Annotated in this window: 14 protein-coding genes and 3 pseudogenes; 14 read left to right on the top strand and 3 right to left on the bottom strand. The window is 41.3% G+C overall.

The window, feature by feature from the left end; all coding sequences use genetic code 11:
• Nucleotides 1-65: 65 nt before the first annotated feature.
• Nucleotides 66-1,154, bottom strand: coding sequence for a hypothetical protein (locus tag DFP79_RS09890; RefSeq protein ID WP_133503801.1), 1,089 nt, complete (start codon nucleotides 1,152-1,154; stop codon nucleotides 66-68).
• Between the two features lie 93 nt (nucleotides 1,155-1,247).
• Entirely contained in the window at nucleotides 1,248-2,591 is a 1,344-nt protein-coding gene (locus DFP79_RS09885; RefSeq protein WP_133503800.1) for a hypothetical protein, read from the bottom strand.
• 866 nt (nucleotides 2,592-3,457) lie between these two features.
• Between DFP79_RS09885 and DFP79_RS09880 the strand changes: the two genes are divergently transcribed.
• The 8 genes and pseudogenes from DFP79_RS09880 (at nucleotide 3,458) to DFP79_RS18275 (ending at nucleotide 10,288) form a co-directional block, all read left to right on the top strand.
• A complete protein-coding gene (locus DFP79_RS09880; RefSeq protein ID WP_133503799.1) occupies nucleotides 3,458-4,225 on the top strand; it encodes an ABC transporter permease in 768 nt (255 codons plus the stop codon).
• Nucleotides 4,225-4,965, top strand: coding sequence for an ABC transporter ATP-binding protein (locus DFP79_RS09875; RefSeq protein WP_133503798.1), 741 nt, complete (start codon nucleotides 4,225-4,227; stop codon nucleotides 4,963-4,965). The genes DFP79_RS09880 and DFP79_RS09875 overlap by 1 nt, the downstream gene beginning before the upstream one ends.
• A 2-nt stretch (nucleotides 4,966-4,967) precedes the next feature.
• The gene (locus DFP79_RS09870) at nucleotides 4,968-6,749 is read left to right on the top strand and encodes a glycosyltransferase family 2 protein (protein ID WP_133503797.1); all 1,782 of its coding nucleotides are present in this window, start codon (nucleotides 4,968-4,970) and stop codon (nucleotides 6,747-6,749) included.
• Nucleotides 6,739-7,893 (top strand): UDP-galactopyranose mutase, encoded by a 1,155-nt coding sequence (glf, locus tag DFP79_RS09865; protein WP_133503796.1) that lies wholly within the window; start codon nucleotides 6,739-6,741, stop codon nucleotides 7,891-7,893. The genes DFP79_RS09870 and glf overlap by 11 nt, the downstream gene beginning before the upstream one ends.
• Entirely contained in the window at nucleotides 7,890-8,834 is a 945-nt protein-coding gene (locus tag DFP79_RS09860) for a glycosyltransferase (RefSeq protein WP_133503795.1), read from the top strand. The genes glf and DFP79_RS09860 overlap by 4 nt, the downstream gene beginning before the upstream one ends.
• Before the next feature lie 136 nt (nucleotides 8,835-8,970).
• Nucleotides 8,971-9,456: pseudogene (locus tag DFP79_RS09855) on the top strand (integrase core domain-containing protein); the annotation flags it as partial.
• A gap of 233 nt (nucleotides 9,457-9,689) precedes the next feature.
• A complete protein-coding gene (locus DFP79_RS17890; protein ID WP_166637682.1) occupies nucleotides 9,690-9,848 on the top strand; it encodes a VOC family protein in 159 nt (52 codons plus the stop codon).
• 173 nt (nucleotides 9,849-10,021) lie between these two features.
• Nucleotides 10,022-10,288: a WYL domain-containing protein gene (locus DFP79_RS18275; protein WP_481822764.1), complete on the top strand. Its 267-nt coding sequence runs from the start codon at nucleotides 10,022-10,024 to the stop codon at nucleotides 10,286-10,288.
• Here the strand turns inward: DFP79_RS18275 and DFP79_RS17965 are convergent.
• Nucleotides 10,271-10,792: pseudogene (locus DFP79_RS17965) on the bottom strand (LipL32 family surface lipoprotein). The gene DFP79_RS18275 and the pseudogene DFP79_RS17965 sit on opposite strands and share 18 nt — an antisense overlap.
• Nucleotides 10,793-11,048: 256 nt before the next feature.
• On the opposite strand from DFP79_RS17965, the pseudogene DFP79_RS09835 reads away from it, so the two are divergent.
• The 6 genes and pseudogenes from DFP79_RS09835 to DFP79_RS09810 all read left to right on the top strand — a co-directional run bounded on the left by DFP79_RS09835 (nucleotide 11,049) and on the right by DFP79_RS09810 (nucleotide 20,702).
• Nucleotides 11,049-11,955, top strand: a pseudogene (locus tag DFP79_RS09835) (IS30 family transposase).
• 1,008 nt (nucleotides 11,956-12,963) lie between these two features.
• Complete coding sequence (locus tag DFP79_RS09830) at nucleotides 12,964-14,874, top strand: methyl-accepting chemotaxis protein (protein WP_133503794.1); 1,911 nt, start codon at nucleotides 12,964-12,966, stop codon at nucleotides 14,872-14,874.
• A gap of 248 nt (nucleotides 14,875-15,122) precedes the next feature.
• Nucleotides 15,123-15,707 (top strand): DNA endonuclease SmrA, encoded by a 585-nt coding sequence (smrA, locus tag DFP79_RS09825; RefSeq protein ID WP_133503793.1) that lies wholly within the window; start codon nucleotides 15,123-15,125, stop codon nucleotides 15,705-15,707.
• A 167-nt stretch (nucleotides 15,708-15,874) separates the two neighbouring features.
• On the top strand, nucleotides 15,875-18,799 hold the full coding sequence (locus DFP79_RS09820; RefSeq protein ID WP_133503792.1) for an insulinase family protein: 2,925 nt from the start codon (nucleotides 15,875-15,877) through the stop codon (nucleotides 18,797-18,799).
• Between the two features lie 30 nt (nucleotides 18,800-18,829).
• Nucleotides 18,830-19,933 (top strand): 1-acyl-sn-glycerol-3-phosphate acyltransferase, encoded by a 1,104-nt coding sequence (locus DFP79_RS09815; protein WP_133503791.1) that lies wholly within the window; start codon nucleotides 18,830-18,832, stop codon nucleotides 19,931-19,933.
• Between the two features lie 37 nt (nucleotides 19,934-19,970).
• A complete protein-coding gene (locus tag DFP79_RS09810) occupies nucleotides 19,971-20,702 on the top strand; it encodes a lysophospholipid acyltransferase family protein (RefSeq protein WP_133503790.1) in 732 nt (243 codons plus the stop codon).
• The last annotated feature ends 52 nt before the right edge of the window (nucleotides 20,703-20,754 follow it).

Genomic DNA, 20,754 nt, shown 5'->3' with positions numbered 1-20,754 from the left:
ATTTTTGCCCTTAGAAGGTTGACCTATCCAGACAAGTAGGGTGATCTTAATATAGTCTGACTTTTTTAAGCTGTAAGCATTAGCTTCACTTTAAGAAAAGTCAGGTTTCTTGTATCGCTTTCACTAAACTTAAACTTACCTTCGGTAACAGCATTTAGTCGTTCGAAGTAGTAATCGAGCATAGGGTCATATCTACCCGAATAAATCCAACTGTAGAACTTAGACAGCTCATAACTTAACTCCCTGCTCAACTCTGATCGACTTCTCAAGTCAGAGGCAGTCTTCAAATCAATGATGCTCATTGATTGCAGGTTACTCTTAATCTCTTCAATTGTTGGCAATAGTGAATTTTTATAATCTTCGGCTAGAGCGGTAAGCTCTGCATCATTCACTTTTGCTTCGAAAATCATAATAAGATCATCAATTTCACCTCTATAATAGTCATTATCCAATCGCTTATCTGACTCAGATCTTAATACATAGAGTTGTTCTAATGGATCCGATTTTATCTCAATCAACTGCTTGGAAAGCTCTATTCTGTATTCTTCAAACAGGCTTTGTATTCTTGTTGTAATCACATCGAGATAGTCATAACGAGTTGCGAGAAATTCCAATAACTCATTTATGTAGAGGTTCAAAGTTAAATCTTGCTCATTCACTTCTCGACTGTATAAGTGAACCGTTAAATCTGCGCTAGTTAAGCGGCTCTTGAACGGCCAACTAGCGAAGCGTTTTGAGCCAGATTGGTTCAATGAAACTGAATGAGCACCAAAGCAAGCTCTTAGAGTCGTAAAATAGGTATTGTCATCTTCGTTTTCAATTAGGCGATTTCTGAAACAGCTCTTCTCATTTTTAAATGGAACGGTTTTTTCATTCACAAAGACTCTGTGGAGTTGGGTGACAGACTCAGAAATCAGGTCAATAGATGATATGAGGGAATAGACCTGCATACACTTGACATCTATGTTGGAATCGAACTCTGCTACATTTTCCAAATGCCGCACTGAAACACTAATCCAATCCATGCAAGAGCAAACAAGGTGGAAAAGGTTCTTTCCACCTTTATCTTTGTAGATTTGATAAACAAACTTTGAATTTGAGTTTACTAAATCTCTAAAATCAGAGATCTTGCAGTCGTTTACTATATTTTTCACTTCAGCCTCGCTGTGGACTTCCTTGAGTTTGTTAGATCGTAGTCGCTCCTAAAATTAACATCGCGGTGGGGCGTGAATTAATGCTCCATGCTCCTATTGATTGTTCATTAGGTTGTTGAAGAATTCGATTTTTGAAAATCCTGATTCTCTTTCTCTTTCTCTTCTTTCAAAGTACAGCGGGGAGTGATAATAAGTTTGCTCAGTGATGCGATTAATAGCTAAATCGACAAGTTCATCAGCCATCGAGTTATCGATCAAGTGGCTAGAGTGAGGACGAGGTTGAATGATCTTCTTTATCTCACTTATAGAAACTAAGCTTTGGTTATAGCTTCTTGAAAAATCGAATGAAGCATCCAGTGACTGAACAAAGCTTGAGGCTTCTTTTCCTAGGTGATAAGACGTTTTATAGCATTCATTGCAGACTTGAATTATGTCGCAGTACTCTTCCGATCTCTCGTTAAAGGAATAAATTTCTTTAACTTCAAAAACCCATGATTTACTCTTTGATTTCTGAATAGAATTGAATTTGTTCCGACCGCAGCAAGGGCAAATCCAGTCTTCGTCAAACTTATTCCAAAAATGGCCTCTTACTTTCGATAAGTGCAGAGCATCTCCGACAGAAGGGGATGCTTTTGATTGAGGCTTGTTCTTTGTTCGCCAAGATGAAGCTTCACCTTTGAAAGGTGTTGTGTCATATAAAAGTTTATGTGCCTCTTGGGATGTATCAAGTTCATCGAGGCCAAGATGACTCAACCAGAATTTAGCTTGCCTTTTGACCTGCTTAGCTGTCATATGCGACGGTTTATACCAGTGCGTATCATTTGCTGCAAGATTTGCTATAGATTTTGCGAGCTCCATGCGTTGTTCAAATGTGTGTTTATTTTGGTGCCAGATCTCACTTCCTTTGTCTTTATCTATTTTATGTTCTTGATTGGGGGTAGTAATTATGAACTCTGAAATTTCACCTGGAGAGAATGAAAAATTACGGTCGGCACCGACTAACTTTTTCGCATCGCCATCGGCTTTATTGCAATCGGCGCAAATAACTGTGTTGTCATAAGCTGAAATTGCAAAAGCTGTTCTAATCGCAAAGCGTTCGGATAAGTTATCGGCAATCACATCAGTTCGATTTGCTGAGCTTTGAGCGAAAAGGTCTTTGACTATATCCTGCATGTGATCATGGTGCTCATGTAAATGACAAGATGCATAGTTATGATGGTCTAGCTTTGCAATATCCGGCTTCGGCCGGCAGCAGGAAGGGCACTTCCAGTCCATAGGAGTCATCACCCACCATTTATTGAGGTGCGCCTTTTTGGCTCCCAAGCTATCAATGATTTGTTTTGTTTGGTGCGAAAATTCGGCATCAATTTGTCTTACCTGTTCCGCATCAAAAAAGTCATAGAGCTCACTTATGTTTTTAATTAGTTCTCTAGGCATTTTGCTTCCCTTCAAGTATCAAAGATAAAGTTGATCACATGGCTCTTTAAAATCTGCCTATGTCAGCGCATGCATGTAACTAGAAGTATTTACCACAGTTGACAATCGGCGGCTATATTTTCGATCTGATTGATGGTTTCTTGAGAAGAGCAAGGTGGCTCTATATCACCCAACATTCTGATTGAGCATAGGGGCTAATGTAATGCTTGATCAAGCGCATGTGGGCCACTTTTCTATAGAGTTGACTAGGTACCTCTGTACTGCTTTAAAGTCACTGTATAACTCTAGAAGGGGCTCAAGTCTTAGTCTAAATGGCTAATTTTTTACTTTTAATAATATAAATGTAAAAAAATGAAATGAGATCAATTGGTCTAGGTACTGTTTTATAAGAAAAATTTTACTGTACTGACCCTATTTTTTATGAATTTGTCTTTGTTTTCCGTTCTAGAGTTTACCTGAGACATATTCTGTAAAGAATTTTAATAAAGCCCTTATTTATAAGGGCTTTATTGCTGTTAATTGAATTACCTCATGAGTGTATTCGTCATTAGCTTTCATACCCTACTTTCGCTGATATTTCATCTCGACAGATGTTCATGTTCTAAAGACTGGACTTTTTAGATCGTATTGAATTGATAAGAAACTTAAGGACAATGATAAGATCTTATGCTACTGAAAATATTGCAAGATTAAAACAACACAGGTACTATTCGTCGCCTTTATTGGCTTCGTATTAGTAGTTCTCAATCTTCGACTGTTGCTTAGGTAGAGTACTTGGGCACTCTATTCTTGCTGAGAGCATAGCTATATATTTAAAACCAGTTGTCTCAAAACTCTCAACTAAGGATTAAAAAGCAAAATCTCTTATGACGTTAGTGAAATGGCATGTTGAAGTTCTAGAGCAACTTATAAAAAAAGATTTCAAAATAAAGTACAAGAATACTGTACTTGGTTATATATGGTCTCTAGGGACTCCATTAATCATGGCGATTATTTTTGATGTTGCCTTCCGTCATGTCATGCGTATAAATATGGAAAATTACAGCGTTTTCCTGATTAGTGGTTTGTTTGCATGGCAGTGGGTCAGTAATGGCCTCAATGGTTCATGCTGGGCGTTCCTCGGCAATATGACATTGATCAAAAAGCTGGTGTTCCCAAAGTATTATATTCCTCTAAGTCTAATTCTCATAGACGGTATTCATTTTGCTTTGTCTGTGCCTATTATTAGTTTATTCCTATATATCCACGATTTACCTGCTTTTTACTGGTCTTGGCTATACCAGATTCCGATCGTGTTCCTCTTGCAGATGTTGATTTGTTATGGTTTAGCTCTTGTTATTGCATCTTGCAATATGTTATTCCGTGATATAGAACGGGTGACTACTTTGGTTGTCATGCTGCTTATGTATCTAACGCCTATTCTATACCCGTTAGATTTAGTCCCGTCGGAGTTCGTTTTGTATTTTAGCCTTAATCCGTTGCTGTATCTGATAGAGTCTTGGCACGAAATATTTCTACACGGTACGTTGCCATTGCTGAATGTAGAGTGTATGTCACTCTCTGCTTTGGTCTCAGTAATATTTGGGATGTATGTGTATCGAGTGATCTCCCCTAAATTTGCGGAGTTAGGTTGATGGGCAATATAGTGATTGAATTTCAGAATGTGAGTAAAACTTATAATTTAGTCAGCAGTCATCAACTAGGGCTTCGGGAAACTCTACTTAGTCTTCCTAGCAAATTGATGGGGGGAGTGGAAAAACAAACTTTTACGGCGTTGGATGATATTAGTTTCACTATAACACAAGGCGAAAGTGTCGGGATTGTTGGTCGCAATGGTGCGGGTAAAAGTACGTTGCTTTCTCTGATGGCTGGTGTGATTAAACCAAGCTCTGGTCGTGCTAGGGTATTAGGAAGAGTGTCTCCTATGTTGGAGCTCGGCGGCGGTTTTCACCCGGATTTAACTGGTAGAGAAAATATTTTTCTTAATGCAACTTTGATGGGTATCCCGAAAAGGCAAATTCGCGATAACTTAGAGCGCATAATTGAATTTTCTGAGTTAGGTAACTTCATTGATCAGCCAATTAAGTTTTATTCTAGTGGTATGATGTCGAAACTAGGTTTTTCGGTTATTACGCAGTTAGAACCAGAGTTGCTGATTATTGATGAGGTGCTAGCTGTTGGGGATGCTAAATTTCGCGAGAAGTGTTATGAAACTATCCATAGTTTTAAAAACAAAGGTGTAACTATTGTATTTGTTTCACATGATTCGAATGAAGTAATGAAACTGTGTGACCGGGCTATTTGGATTCAGAGTGGAGCTATACAAGTAGATTGCTCTGCAGAGAGCGCTTTGACTTTGTACGGACATCAATAAATATGAAAAATGTTATACAGAACGTGATTTGGCCTTCGCTGGATTTGGTTGCTGAAGCCGCTTTATACATTCGTAAAAACGAGTTTGCCAATGTTCGGCTAAGTGAGCACTTGGCAAATATAGATAAACATGGAAAACTGTTTTTTGATACTTACTTTAATGTGTTTCAAGTTGAGTGTTGGAAGCAGAATGCTAATTTAAGCGATCTCACCCTGACTCTTAAAGGTAAAGGTAAAGTGTGCGTTCGTATCGAATTGCATCGGATTGGTATATCACATCAGATACTGGATGAAGTTGATCTTATCCTTACACCTGATGGTGTAGATCTTCCTATTTCATGTTGGGATACTTTAGTTGATGGACTACTCAGTTTCTCTATTGAAGGGCTGGAGGAAGTGGAGTATTACGGTGGATTTTATAGCACAAGCACTAGTAAATTGCAGAGCGTTAAAGTTGGACTCGTAATTACTCATTTCAATCGAAAGTCCTATGTAGTACCGGCTATTAAAAGGTTATCGGAGCTGCTGTTAGCAAACAACAGTTATCGGAACAAAGTTACTCTTACTGTTATCGACAACTCTCAAAATCTTACGGATGAAGAAGCCAGTTTAGCAAATGTCGTCAAGAATCCAAATCTGGGAGGATCCGGCGGCTTTACGCGGGGGCTTTATGAGTTAATTAATCTAGGGGGTTACACACATTGTGTCTTTATGGATGATGACGCCTCCTGTGAAGTAGAGTCTATTATTAGGACTGTTCATATACTTGAATACTCCACTAATCCTAACATGGCCATTTCCGGTGCTTTGTTGCGGGAGTTGGAACCGTATAGATTATTTGAGAAGGGTGCCAAATTTAATATCGGTAGTTACCCTCTGAAATCTGGCCTTGATATGCGATCAGTTCATGATCTGCTAGTTGCCGATCAAACGTTTGAAAAGCCAGACTACGGTGCGTGGTGGTATTTTGCATTTCCAATTGAAAAAATCAAACATTTTGCTTTTCCGTTCTTTGTGCGCGGCGATGATATTATGTTTAGCTTGATGAACCATTTCGATATAAAAACGTATCTCGGTATTTCTTGTTGGGGGGATGACTTTAGTCTCAAAGATGGGCCTATGCCACGCTATTTGGACACACGTCAGAATTTGGTTCAGAATGCTCGTTTAGGTACAGCGATGATTCCTCAGTTGAAACTCATACTTCGGTTGTTCCTAGGGGCTTTATTCTCTTATAACTATGCTTCTGCACACTCTGTTACTTTGGCAATAAAGCACTATATGAAAGGTCCAATGTTTTGGCGGGAAAATATGGATATGGCTTCAGTCCGAAATGAGGTATCAAATCACCCTTGCCAAGAAAAAATGCAGCCGCTTGATCCAAGTGACTATGATTTATTGTTCGGATCTGTTTATGAAAAAAGGTACCAAAAGTGGCTTCGTGTGATCTCTTTAAACGGCTTTCTTTTGCCTAAGAGCTTTATTCGCAAGAGGACAGTGTTTCAGGAAAAAGGGTTTAAAGCGTGGGTTCGTATGCTCTATCGTTATGAATCGGTGCTTTACTACTATACGCCTTTAAAACTAGGTTATGTAGCGTCTCACGACAAAATACAATTTGCTAAGGAGCTAAAGGCATTCACTATTGTATTTTTGGGTTTACTTCGTAATTTTAAAACAATTCAAGTTCAATATCAGAAAGAGATTCCAGAACTAACTAATTATGAATTCTGGAAATCTGTATATACTGATCAATCTACTAAAAAAGGCGCAAGCCATGACAAATAAAATTGCTATCGTAGGTGCTGGTTTTTCTGGCGCTGTTATTGCTCGTGAACTTGCTGAAGCGGGCTATAATGTTGACGTTTATGAGAAGCGAGACCAATTAGCTGGTAACTGTTTCACTGAACGGGATACCGAGACGAACGTTATGGTTCATGTATATGGTCCACATATTTTTCATACTGATAATGAAAGAGTATGGCAATATGTGAATCGCTTTGGTGAATTCAAAGATTATACTAATCGAGTTAAGGCTTTTAGCCAAGAACGTGTATTCTCTCTTCCTATTAACTTGTTAACGATTAATCAGTTTTTTAACAAGACATTTAGTCCAGATGAAGCGCGAGAGTTTATAAAGAGTGTTGCGGATCAAAGTATCGATGAGCCAATTAGCTTTGAAGAGCAGGCATTAAAATTTGTTGGTAAAGAACTATATGAAGCCTTCTTCAAGGGTTATACCATTAAGCAGTGGGGGTTAGATCCGAAAGAACTGCCTGCGAGTATTTTGAAGCGCTTGCCTTTGCGCTTTAACTATGATGATAATTACTTTAATCACAAGTACCAAGGTATGCCTAAGGATGGTTATACCCCTATTGTTGCGGCTATTTGTGAACACGAAAATATTTCTATAAAGCTTAGTACTGCTTTTGATAAGAGTCAATGTTCTGATTACGCACATGTATTTTATACAGGACCTTTGGATGCTTGGTTTGACTATTGCGAAGGTCATTTACCATATAGAACATTGGATTTTGAAACCTTCCGCCGTGAAGGCGATGTACAGGGGACTGCGGTTCTTAATTATTGCGACCAAAAAGTGGCATTTACTCGTATTACGGAACATAAGCATTTTTCTCCTTGGGAACAGCACGAGCAGTCAATTTGTTATCGCGAGTTCAGTCGTTTAGCTCAGCCTGGCGACACTCCCTACTACCCTATTCGTTTAACTGGTGACCCAGAGCAGCTGATCAATTATGTTGATCTTGCAGAGCGAGAGCAAGGAGTAACATTTGTCGGACGTTTGGCGACATACCGTTATCTAGATATGGATGTAACTATCAAAGAGGCACTCGAAACTGCTGATCTATTTTTAGAGAAAAAAGGTCAAAATATGCGGTCTTTTACTATACAACCTTTGAGCAAGTCATGAAAATTGCCGCTGTAATTGTTACCTACAATCGATTAGAAAAACTCAAGAATACAGTTGCTTGTAGCTTAGGAGAAGCCCTGGATAAAATTATTATTGTCGATAATGCATCTACTGATGGAACGGGGGAGTGGCTAAGTCAGCAGGCTGATTCAAGGTTGGTGTGTTTACATTTGGAGCAGAATATTGGTGGTTCCGGTGGCTTTAGTAAGGGGTTTGCTAAAGCACTTGAGTTGAACGTTGATTGGTTAGTGTGTTATGACGATGATGCTTTTCCACAGAATGGTGCCATTGCTGAATTTCGTCATTTTTCAGAGAAAAATATTGACTCCACTTTGGCAGGAGTTGCTGCCGCAGTATATGGGCCTGATGGAAGTATCATGGAAATGAATAGGCCTAGCTTTCACCCGTTTAAATCACTGATTCAGTCGGCCAAGACTCTATGTTTTGGTCGAAAAGGCTTTCATATACCTGATAGTTACTATCAGAAACAGGAGCCGCAGAGTATTCAAGCATCGTCGTTTGTTGGTTGTTTTGTGCGTTGTAGCTCTATACGAGATAAGCTTGACCTTCCGCGTACTGAGCTTTTTATCTACGCTGATGACATACTTTATACTCTGAATATGGCGCAACGAGGGTACAAGCATTATTTTGTTCCTACGATTCGCTTTACTCATGATTGTGAAACTGTAAGTCAGCGTAAAAAGTATACTCCTCTATGGAAAGCTTACTATACCTATCGAAATGGAATTGAACTGTACAGAGTTACTTCTGGTTGGTTGTTTCCTTTTGTTATGGCAGTTAAAGCGGTGTCTTGGACAAAGAACGCCACACTTTATGAAGAAAAATCCAAATATCTAGCGTTAACTTTTGAGGCTATAAAACATGGGTTGATGCGAGATTTCTCCCAGAATCATCAAACTTTGTTGGAAAAGTACAAGTAAGTCTTAGACCTCAATAATAATCGACACACTTGGTAGCGATAAGAGAGTTAGTTGACTATAGTCTTCGAGCTCTCACTCAATCCACCAAGGTTGTCAGCCTTTTGGGACTAAATGGTAATTAGTGGTGAGACCTCAGAACCAAGTCTGGTCAATGGACTTTATGCATGATCTGCTAGCAGACGGGCGAAAGAGCCTCTTGTTTAATGTGATCGACGACTTTAAGCGTGAGGGATTAGTGATGGAAGCGGGCTTTTCCTTGCCATCACAGAGAGTGATTCGCGTCCTGAATCAACTATTGGAGTGGCGAAAGAAGCCTATTGCCCTTCGTTGCGACAACGGCTCGGAGTTCGTTAAGCGGGCTAAAGAGAAAGGCATCAGAATAAACTATATTCAGCCGGGTAACCCTCAACAAAATGCGTATATTGAGCGTTACAATCGAGCAGCGAGATACGGCTGGGTCAGTAAACACCTGTTTGATACGCTCGAAGAAGTCCAGGAGTATGCAACAGAGTGGTTATGGTTTTACAATCACGAAAGACCACATACAGCCAACGGAGGTAAGCCACCTCTAATGGCCGTTTTGAACTGCATTAAAAAGGGAATGATTACGAATCCCCTATGACTACCTAGTGGCGTTGTTTGAAGAGCTTCCGAAACGCAATGTAGGGGACAGCCTAGAAGACCTGTTACCTTGGAATATTACGCTCTGAGAGAGAAACAAGGTGTGGTTGCCCGTACGCTTACGATCGAACTAGCTGGTTTGAGGCAGGGGCTATTTCCACATGATGAAAAGTAGGCGGTTCGGGGGTGATTATTTTAGAGGTGTGAGAAACGCCTTCGAAAGAGGGGCGCGCGTTGTATTTGAATGGCGGTGATGATCTTTCAGAAATCTTATTGGGAGTTGAGTCTGCCGCTGGTGAAGTCCTGATGCTAAAACGCATTAAGGAAATAGGGTACATCGCGTACTTTTTGGATTCAGAAGGTAGTCGTGTCGCGCTGCGTTCAATGCTCTAGTATCTACAAAAGATAGGTAGATATTTATTGAGGTTGTGGCTATGCGTAGGGCAGATCGTCTTTTTTAAATTTTTCAATCGCCGACTAACGACGGCTAAATGGCTCGCTGAGAGGCTCGAAGTCTCTGAACGCATTATCTATTTATCGAGATATTCAAGACTTTAGCGTGTCTGGTGTACCTATTGGGACCTCGACTGTACTTGCCTGAATTTTTTCATAGTAATCAGATCTCGGCCCGATTGGATGAAGTTCATAACGCCATTAATGCTAAGAGTATTATCCATATCGAGTATTTTACGTTGCAAGATGATGTGTCGGAGCGTGAGTTAAGGCCACTTGGTTTATTATTTTGGGGTTTAGAGCATTGTTTTCTGGGCGGCAAAAAAATAAAGGCCCGTGTGGGCCTTTATTTAAAATCTGAGTTAGTTTGCGTTAACTAGATTGTGTAGCTCTGTTAAAGACGGAGCGATTTTTACGCCAGGGACATTTGTACCCACTGTTGCTTCAAATGAACCTTCGATGCTTGAGCGGAATGAGGTAAAAGAGATTCGGTAGACGCCACGCACTAACACTTCGCTAGGGTTGGCTGGTAGTTCGGATTAATCATCACGGCCAAGGTTCTGTAGCACTTCACCATCATTTTTGATTTTAGCGCTGTCTACAATATTTAAGCGATCTAAGGCCAAGTAAGTATCGAAGAATTTGCCAGCATCATTTTTCATGCCGACATTAAAGTTGTTATGAACGAAGTCTGAATCACTTGGGGCAGAGGTTGAAGGTGAGATCATCGATACACCAATTTCATCAACTGCGGCAGGCACCCAAACATAAAGGTAATATGCATCTTTGTTTTTATACTTACCATCTGGTTTTACTGAAGAATCAATGTAACCAAAGTAGTTTGTGTAATTTGTATAGGGTACGCGGGCTTCGATTCCTGCCATTCCTCTTGAAAAAGAGCTTTTTAAGTGAGGAGTTGTTGCAGAACAGCCGGCCAGAGCGGCTAAAGCTACGCACGGTAATACGAGGTGACTGACTCAATGTCATAATTTCGTGGCGTACCTCATCAATATTGAGCTGCACTTTGGCTGGTATGCCCTAAATTCAGATAATAAGTGCGACACTGCAAAACAGGTGTAGAAGAAGCCAACTGCTGAAGTTGGTTCACTTCTTTTCGCCACAAAAATAAGCAGTACAAACATGAATTATCAGCAATTGACCGAAGGGAAACGATACCAGATTTCCGCTCTTTTAGAACAAAAAATGTCAGTGTCCTATATCGCTAATGCCATTAAGTGCCATAAAGCCACGGTTTATCGTGAATTAAAGCGTAACAGGCAAGCGAAACACTATTGTTCTAAGGAAGCACATTCTTTTTGCCTAACAAGAGTATCGAATACCAACAAAAACAATCAATTATATACGGGCTCTTATTGAGTTTGACTGGAGTCCAGAGCAAGTATCTAACGTATTGAAGCGATGTGGTGTGCCAGTCAGCTATGAGTGGATTTATCAATACATTCATGATGATAAAAGGCGCAAAGGAACACTTTACCGACACTTAAGGCAGGGTCATAAGCGCTATCGAAAAGGCAAACGAACAAAAGATGAAGTTATAAAGAACGCTGAATCCATAGAGGAACGTCCTGATATTGTCGATACGCGAAAACGTTTTGGGGATTGGGAGATAGACACGGTTTTAGGTAAAAGTGGAACAGGCTCGATTGTCACACTACTTGAGCGAACGACGCGTTTTTACTTGATAAAGAAAGTGAATTCAAAGTCTGCCCTAGATGTCACCCAAGCGACAATAGAGTTGTTAATGCCCTTTAAAGATCACGTGCATACGATTACAGTAGATAACGGTAGAGAATTTTCTCATCACGCTAAGATTGCAGAAGCGCTGGATACTAAAGTCTATTTTGCCCACCCTTATAGCTCTTGGGAGCGTGGCGCGAACGAGAATAAGGCAATATGTGCGTAAAGGAACAGATTTAAGAGAGATTGAAGAGGACATGATTCACTGGGCGATGACGAGAATCAATTATCGCCCTTAGGGTTCAAGCAGCCAGCGGTCGTATTTAAAGAAATGAGCTTAGCGGCTTGAAATGAAAAGTGTCGCACTTCGAACTTGAATTCAGGGCCAACCAAAGTGCTGAATATACTTCGAGCTGTATATCTCAGTTTATAAACGATCCGGATTAATGGGCATTTTTCGAAGTTAACGACAATGTATAGGCTCGAATAACTTTCTGATCGTACTAGGGAGGGGGTGAATAAGTCCACTGGCTTTAGTGTGTGGATAACTCTTCTTTATTCGAGGTAAGTTTCGCTGTCCAATATTGAGCATATTGACAAGAAAGTTAACAAAGAATTAAAGAGAGCTTAGCCCACGTCCTTTGGGTCTTTCAGAGAAGCAACCTATCTTCGTTAAGAGTGATTGCAAGGTATCAATATCCCTGCTCACTTTCGCCTTCAAAGACTGTTTCTCTGATAAGACTGAAGCTCATAAGGCTTATTCGTACCTTCCCTAACTAAAGTCCATACGCTGCCGTGCTTTTGGCCAATTTAAAAAAACAGAATACTCCATCGTTGAAACTGTGAATATAGTTGAAACCAAGGGTTTAGAACTATTTAAAATCTCTGCAAGAGAAAGTCTTATCGTTTTTATAATTGATAATGAGTTTTATTTAATAACTTTGTGTAATTTAAAGGCTTTATTAAGTCTAAATTTTTGATAATAAGTGTCGCGAAATAACGTTTATATTTTGTAAATGAAATAAGGCCGTCTTTGTTATTATTACTCTTAGTTATAATTTCTTAATGCTCTCTTAATTCCTGTTAATAGCCCGTGGTGCGGGGGATTCGTTTTCTTATCTAATATTCAATGGTATTTATGAGTGTTGTTCATAATCCCTAATAAATACTAGATACTCCGCTTTTTCTCCGAAAAGTTACATTGCGTTACGTTTCGCCGTTTAAAGTTCTATGAGAAACTAGGGGATTGCTCTGGTTGCCGCGCCAACTGCGCTTCAGAGCGTATTGTAATAATGTGTAACAAATCTCTTCGTTGTGGCTCTGCATGGAGCGTTCTTAAATTATTGGATTGGTTAAAATGAATAAATTTCGAGTACAACTCTTTGGCACTCTAAGTGCTATCATTTTTATGATCGTTGTTTTGTTTGCGACGATGAACTACATCTCATTTAAAAGAGAATCAGTGGCACTTAATAAGTCCATATTACAAACTCAGAACGCTGAAATATCCGCAGAATTAACGACACGTGTAAGCGGTTATTTAAAAATGCTGTCTTCGATTGACGTGACGAATCGCGATATTGCCAATGATCGTTTATCAGAGCGTGGCTTGAATCAACTGAATGCATTGATTCGGTCTCAGAAAAGTATTACGGATGGCATTGCGATACTTAATAAAAAGGGAGAGCTTTTTGGAGGGCCGACCGGAGCAAAGTTTGGTTTTAATGCCAAAGAACTAAAACGCCCTTTTTATACAGAGCTGTTCCAAGGCGGGAATAAATCCTACATTTCAAAACCGTTTAAGTCTAAATTAACCAGTAATGAAGTGATCGCGATGTCGTACAAGATCAATGAAAATTTCGCTGTCGTTTCTACTGTATTATTAAGTGCGGTATTGGAAGAGCATTCTGAGCGGAAAGGCATGTATCTTTATACTTCAGATGGCACTATTTTACATGCACCAAACCCGAAGGATATAGAAAAAAACCTTTTTGAACTTCGTCCGTATTACAAAGGATTGAATGAAAGTAACCGAGAACTTTCTTATTCGACTTTTTCTCCGGTTCTCGACCGTGAAGTGAACCTTACAGGGTTCTGGGGGGAATTGGATATCACAAATTGGCAGTTTGTTGTTTTAACAGAAGACGACAGTATTTATGCCGCCGCTGAGCAGCAGTTGCTTCTCTCTCTTCTTTTAGGTTTTATCAGCCTTGTTGTTGCCATGGGCGTTCTGTATGTAATGATTAAAAGGCTTGTGTTGGAACCCGTGGGCGGCACGCCGAGTGAAATCGCCGAATTGCTTGAGGAGATGGCAAAGGGCGACCTTAGCCGTAATATTACTCGCAAAGGTGATGAAACGGGTATTTATCAATCTTTTGTCGATTTATCTCATCAGTTAACGTCTTTGATCAAAACGTCTTATGGAATCTCTGAAAATGTGTCTACCGCATCGACACAGTTAAACTCTGTGATGGAAAACACACAGGCGAATGCTAAGTCAGAGTTGGAGCAAATAGAGCAAATTACCTCTTCCCTTCGAGAGCTAAACTCCGCTTCTCAGGAAGTGAGTGAAAAAGCCGTCGTTGCAGAAGATGCCGCGAAGCGAGCACAAGAGAATGTCGCGAGTGGTAATCAGACGCTAGACAAAAACATTGATTTAACTAACCGTATTAATGCTTCGTTTGCTGAAACCGCACACATTGTGGATGAGCTGCGCCAGTTTGCGCTTGAAATCGGCAGTGTAACGGAAGTGATTAGCGGAATTTCTGAGCAGACTAACTTGCTGGCGCTGAATGCAGCCATTGAAGCGGCTCGTGCTGGAGAGCAGGGTCGAGGTTTTGCTGTTGTTGCCGATGAAGTGCGTAACCTTGCGTCTAAAACACAAGAGTCGACTGTGAACATTCAGGAAATTATTGAAAAGCTGCAATCGCAATCTGAGCGCGCGAATAACAATATGGGTAATAATGTTGAGCTGATCAAAAGTTCGGTTTCATTGGCGACGCAAGTAAAAGATTCGTTTGAAGACATTTCGCAAGCGGTTCAATCTATCTCGGATGTGAATACGTTAGTGGCTGCGGCATCGCATCAGCAATTGAGCGTTACGGAAGATATCGGGCGAATTACTACTCAAACGTTTGATTCTGTCAGTGAAAACATGACATCAATAAATGAAACCTTGCAAGCATCGCGAGATTTGTCTGAATTAGCGGAATCTCAAAAGAACTCTTTGTCGTACTTTAAGCTTAAAAGAGCGGTTTTTGAGTATTAATCGTTTCGAGTAGAAAAATACGGGAAGTGGGTAGAGTGGAAGGGCCTTAATTGGCCCTTTTTTATGAATGAACATATATGTGAGTTCACTCATTTTGGGCAGTGTTTTCCTAAGCATGCTCATGAGGAGAAACATAAATCAAATTTTCTGTTATCCGCTTTTTCGCGTAAAATCCCTTGTTAACGTTTTATTTATCTTCATGAGGGTGCATTGTTAACTTAATGCGTCGCTTGTGTTTGGGGTATTGAGTGGCAGACGACGATGATGATTTTTCCCTTTTTGCTCAGGAAGTAGAAGGGGTAACACCGTTAAAGAAAGACGAAGTTTATCTTGCTAAGAAAGGTGTGCCTGTTGATTACGATGCGAGAAAACTGGCTGCGCAAGTGGCTGTAGAGGCAGATCGTAATCATCTTTCTCATGATTATGTGCTGAAAGTCGATCCGAATGACATGTTGGAGTATAAGAAAGACGGCGTTCAGGACGGCGTTTTTAAACGCTTACGACAGGGTAAATACGGTATTGAAGCACGATTGGATTTACACCGTCGCACAGTTGAGCAGTCGCGTCAGCAAGTCTTTCAGTTTGTTGAAGATTGTATAAAGCACGATATCCGAGTTGCGATTATTGTTCATGGCAAAGGCGATCGTGAGCCTGACCCAAGCAATCAAGCCACTATCAAGAGTTACATCAATAAATGGCTGCGTGATTTAGATGATGTAATGGCTTTTCATTCAGCGCAGCGCCACCACGGTGGGCTTGGTGCTGTCTATGTTTTATTCCGAAAAAGTGAGAGAGCTCGTCTGGAAAATTGGGAAAAACATCAAAAACGATAGAATCGTGTGTCTATTTTTCAATCAGACGCGCAATTTGTTCTGTCGAAGCGCGTAATTTGCTACAATTACGCTCTTTTCTGGTCGGTTGCTTTTCGATTGTTGAATTTACCAGAGTGAATACCTAATTCTTCAGAGATCACCTAAGAATACCGTTTAAGAGGTAGGGAATGACAAATAGCATTGCACACCATCCTGCGTTTTCATTTGTACGCAGCGAATACATAGATGCACTGAATGTTTCAGTTCAAGAATTCGAACACACTACAACGGGCGCAAAGCATTACCATATTGCCTCTGATAATGATGAAAATGTCTTTTTGGTCGGATTGAAAACGGTGCCAACGGACTCCAGTGGCGTGGCTCATATTCTTGAGCATTCGGTATTGTGTGGTTCAGAACGTTTTCCAGTGCGCGATCCTTTTTTCATGATGATTCGCCGTTCTCTTAATACCTTTATGAACGCCTTTACTTCTTCCGATTGGACGGCCTATCCGTTCGCAAGTAAGAACAAGAAAGATTATTTTAATCTGCTTGATGTGTATCTCGACGCCGTGTTTTTCTCCCGTCTTGATCCGTTAGATTTCTCTCAAGAAGGCCATCGCCTTGAATTTGAAGAACCTGAAAATCCGGAATCAGATCTGACGTTCAAAGGCGTTGTGTTCAATGAGATGAAAGGGGCAATGAGTTCGACTACGTCTGTATTGTGGCAAACAATGACGAAGTATCTGTTCCCAAGTAATACCTATCACTTTAATTCCGGCGGTGAGCCAACGGACATTCCCGATTTGTCTTATGATGATTTGATGGCGTTCTATCGCAAGCATTATCATCCTTCTAATGCGGTCTTTATGACATTCGGTGATATTCCAGCAGAGACATTGCAAGCTCAGTTTGAAGAGAAAGTATTGTCTCGTTTTGAACAGTTGGATGCCAAAGTTTCTGTGGATAATGTGAAGCGCTATTTCTCGCCTGTTCGAGTGGAAGAAGGCTTTGCAGCAGAAGAAGTCAAAGAAGACGGATCACACGTCGTGGTAAGCTGGCTACTTGGTGAAAGCACAGATCTTGGGCAGCAGTTTGAGGCTCAGTTGCTTTCTAGTGTGTTGTTAGATAACTCTGCATCACCGCTTCGTCGTGTATTGGAAAATACCGAATTAGGGCAAGCGCCTTCGCCGTTGTGCGGCCTTGAAGACAGCAATAAAGAAATGAGCTTCATGTGTGGTCTTGAAGGTGTGAAGCGTGAAAACTCAGAAGCGGTTGAGAAGCTGGTTTTAGACACATTGGAAGATGTGGCTAAAAACGGTGTTGATCAAAGCATGGTTGATGCGATGCTGCATCAGTTAGAGTTAAGCCAACGTGAAATTGGCGGCGGCGGTTACCCTTACGGTTTGCAGCTTATCCTAGCAGGGCTTTCGACGGCTGTTCATTCTGGCGATGTGATCGCTCAATTAGATCTTGATCCTGTGATTGAGGATATGCGTGAAAAAGTCAAAGACAAAGAGTATATCCCGAACTTGATTCGCAATTTGATTCTGTCGAATGCACACCGCATAACGCTCACTTTGTCTCCTGATGAGTCTTTGGAAGGTCTTCGTAATGACGCAGAGAAAGAGCGTCTGGCGAACATAAAGGCGTCTCTTTCTGAGGCAGAAAAACAAGATATTATTGACCGTTCTAAGGCGCTAAAAGAGCGTCAGGAACAAGTTGACGATATCAGTATTCTTCCAAAGGTAGGTCTTGAAGACGTACCTGCTTCGATCCCGGTTTACGAAAACCTGCCTCTTGAAAAGGCGGTTCCCGTTACGTTTTATCCTCAGGGGACAAACGGCTTAGTTTATCAACAGCTGGTGGTTGAATTGCCAGAGCTTACGGCTGATGAAACGGCAGTATTGCCGACTTTTGCAATGCTACTTACTGAAGTGGGGGTAGGTGATAAAGATTATCTCGCAATGCAATCACACCAGGCGGAAATTTGTGGTGGTTTAGGAGCGTCTAATTCTATTCGCGCCACACTTGAAGATAAGCACGCGCTGAATGGATATTTTATTGTCTCTTCTAAAGCGCTTGTGCCAAACGCACTGGCAATGACCGAATTGATGACGGACACGCTGAAAAATGTGCGTTTCGACGAAGTGGGGCGCATAAAAGAGCTTATTGCACAGCGACGTGCTCGTCGCCAGCAAGCTATCACGGGGCAAGGTCATTCTTTGGCCATGACCTCTGCTGCAAGTGGTATCTCTGGTTTATCCGCTCAGGAAGAAGCATGGGGCGGTATGACGGGGTTAGCAAGCTTAATTGCACTGGACGATTCGCTGAAAGAAGGCGATGACGCGATGAATGCACTTATTGCTAAGCTGCAATCCATTCATGCGAAGGTGTTGAGCATGCCGAAGCAAGTGTTACTTGTGGCGGAAGGTCATCACTTAGACGATTTAGATTCGGGCCTTACTCCTGTTTGGCAGACTCTTGGTCAACCTACTGGCGACATGTCTCGTTTTACTTTGCCGTTTGTTGAAACGTCAGTAAAACAAGGCTGGACGACCGCAACTCAAGTCAGTTTTTGCTCTAAAGCATTCAAAACGCCTTCAGGTAGCCACCCTGATGTCGCTCCTCTAACGGTTCTAGGTGGATTCTTACGCAATGGTTACCTTCACCGAGCGGTTCGTGAACAGGGCGGTGCTTATGGTGGTGGTGCGAGTTTTGATGGTACGGCTGGAGCGTTTCGTTTCTATTCTTACCGTGATCCTCGTATGTTGGAGACGTTGGCAGATTTTGATCAATCGATTACTTGGTTGTTAGAGACCGAACATACCGAAGATGCGCTAGAAGAAGCGATTTTAGGGGTTATTGGTTCTTTGGATAAACCGAGTTCTCCAGCGGGCGAAGCGCAGGGTGATTTCTTCCTGAAATTACATGGGCGTGAGCAGGCGTATCGCGAGCAGCAGCGTAAGCGGATTCTTGCGGTTACGGTGGAAGATTTGCAGCGCGTAGCGAAAGCGTATCTTACGCCAGAAAATGAGAGTGCAGCGGTGATTACTTCCGCTGCAAATGCCGATGTTCTTAAAGAACAAGGCTTTACGATTAACAACCTATAACAGACAGTTCGCTAGAGAACGGAATTATTAATGGATCAGTTTCATGATATTCGCCCTTACAACGACGATGAGGTCGCCGGGGTGTTAGAAAGTCTGGTGGAAACACCAGACTTTATAAAAACCATCATTGGTTTTCGATTTGCAAAATGGCCACAATGGACGCGTGGTGTACTGAGCTCACTTGTGAAGTTCGTACTAAAACGGGAAGTTTCTAAAATTCAGTGTGTACATGACTTTCAAATGAAAGTTGCAGGTTACATGGAGCGTATGATCAAGACCACCACGACGGATGTTGAATATCGTGGTATTGAAAAGCTAAAGAAAGGAGAGGGTTACCTTTTCCTTTCTAACCATCGCGATATTGCGATGGATCCTGCGTTTGTAAACTATGGCCTCTATTTGGCTGGGCTCGATACGGTTCGCATTGCGATTGGCGATAACTTGTTACGTCGAGAGTTTGTGTCTGATTTGATGCGACTGAATAAGAGTTTTATTGTAAAACGCTCTGCGAATGGCGTACGTGAAATGATGGCTGCTTTTGGGCAGTTATCATCTTATATCACGCACTCTTTGACAGAAGATCATAGTAATATCTGGATTGCTCAGAAAGAAGGGCGTGCGAAAGATGGCATTGATCAGACGGATCCTGCCATTATCAAGATGTTTTACATGAGTCAGAAAAAGCAGAAAGTCGCTTTTCCTGACGCTATGAAAAGCTTAAAAATCGTACCAGTTTCAATTTCTTACGAATATGATCCGTGTGCTTTTGATAAGGCAAATGAGTTACTGCAGAAATCAACAACAGGCAGTTACGAAAAATCTGAATTTGAAGACATCGACAGCATTAAAAACGGCATTGTCGGTTATAAAGGGAAAGTCGTTGTAACATTCGGTGATTTGATTGATCACAATTGTGATACACCAGAGGAAATGGTCGAAGAAATAGATCGCCAGATAATTGCCAACTATGCGGTGCATCCGTCGAATCAGGCGGCATTGGCTATGTTGAACGGCGATGTATCAAAAGATAAGGCATTCTCTGAATACATGGAAACGTGCCCTGATGATTTACGGGAAACGGTACTGAAAATGTACGCGAATCCGTTGATTCAGCAGCAAAGTAGAGTGCAGTAGCGCTCTAGTAGGTTTAGCGATAGGAGTTTACATCTTTATGAGTTCTAAGATGTCATTTAGGTCGTGGATTGGTTCCATCCTGTTTTTAGTGTGTTATTCCGTGTTGACGGGCTTTACTGGTGTGTTTGTTCCTGCGATTGCGGTCTTGATGCCTACCGCTTGGAAACAGCCGGTTCTTAATGTACACAATCACATATTACTGTATTTATTTAGGGTGATATGTGGCGTTCGTGTGGAAATTGAGGGGCTAGAAAACCTGCCTAAAGGTAGACCCGTTGTTTTGGTGTCGAATCACCAAAGTGAATGGGAAACCTACTTGCTTCAGGTGTTAACGACACCTATTTCAACAGTGCTTAAAAAGGAGCTGCTTTCTATTCCGTTCTTTGGATGGGGGCTTCGAATGGTGCAGCCCATTGCAATTGATCGTTCTAAGAAGGCAGGAGCGTTGAAACAGATCTTAAAGCAGGGCAAAGAGCGCATCGCGTCAGGTCGATCAGTTCTAATTTTTCCTGAAGGAACGCGCGCTAAACCCGGCCAAGAAAAACCGTTTAATAAAGGTGCGGCAATGTTAGCTGCGTCAGCTAAGGCACCGATACTGCCTATGGTTCATAATGCTGGACATGTATGGCCGAGCCGCACTTGGAAGCGTTACTCAGGTGAAATTAAAGTATCAATAGGAAAGGTGATTGAATCCGAAGGGAAGTCTACCAGTGAAATCCATGAAGAGATGGAAACCTGGATGCGTTCGGCAATGAGGCAAAATCCTTAAAAATAAAAAAACCGCGAATAAGTCGCGGTTTTTTTTGATCTAATCAAACATC

Source organism: Marinomonas balearica, from assembly GCF_004362145.1.
Taxonomy (GTDB): Bacteria; Pseudomonadota; Gammaproteobacteria; order Pseudomonadales; family Marinomonadaceae; genus Marinomonas; species Marinomonas balearica.
This window is presented reverse-complemented; position numbering and strand designations above follow the sequence as displayed.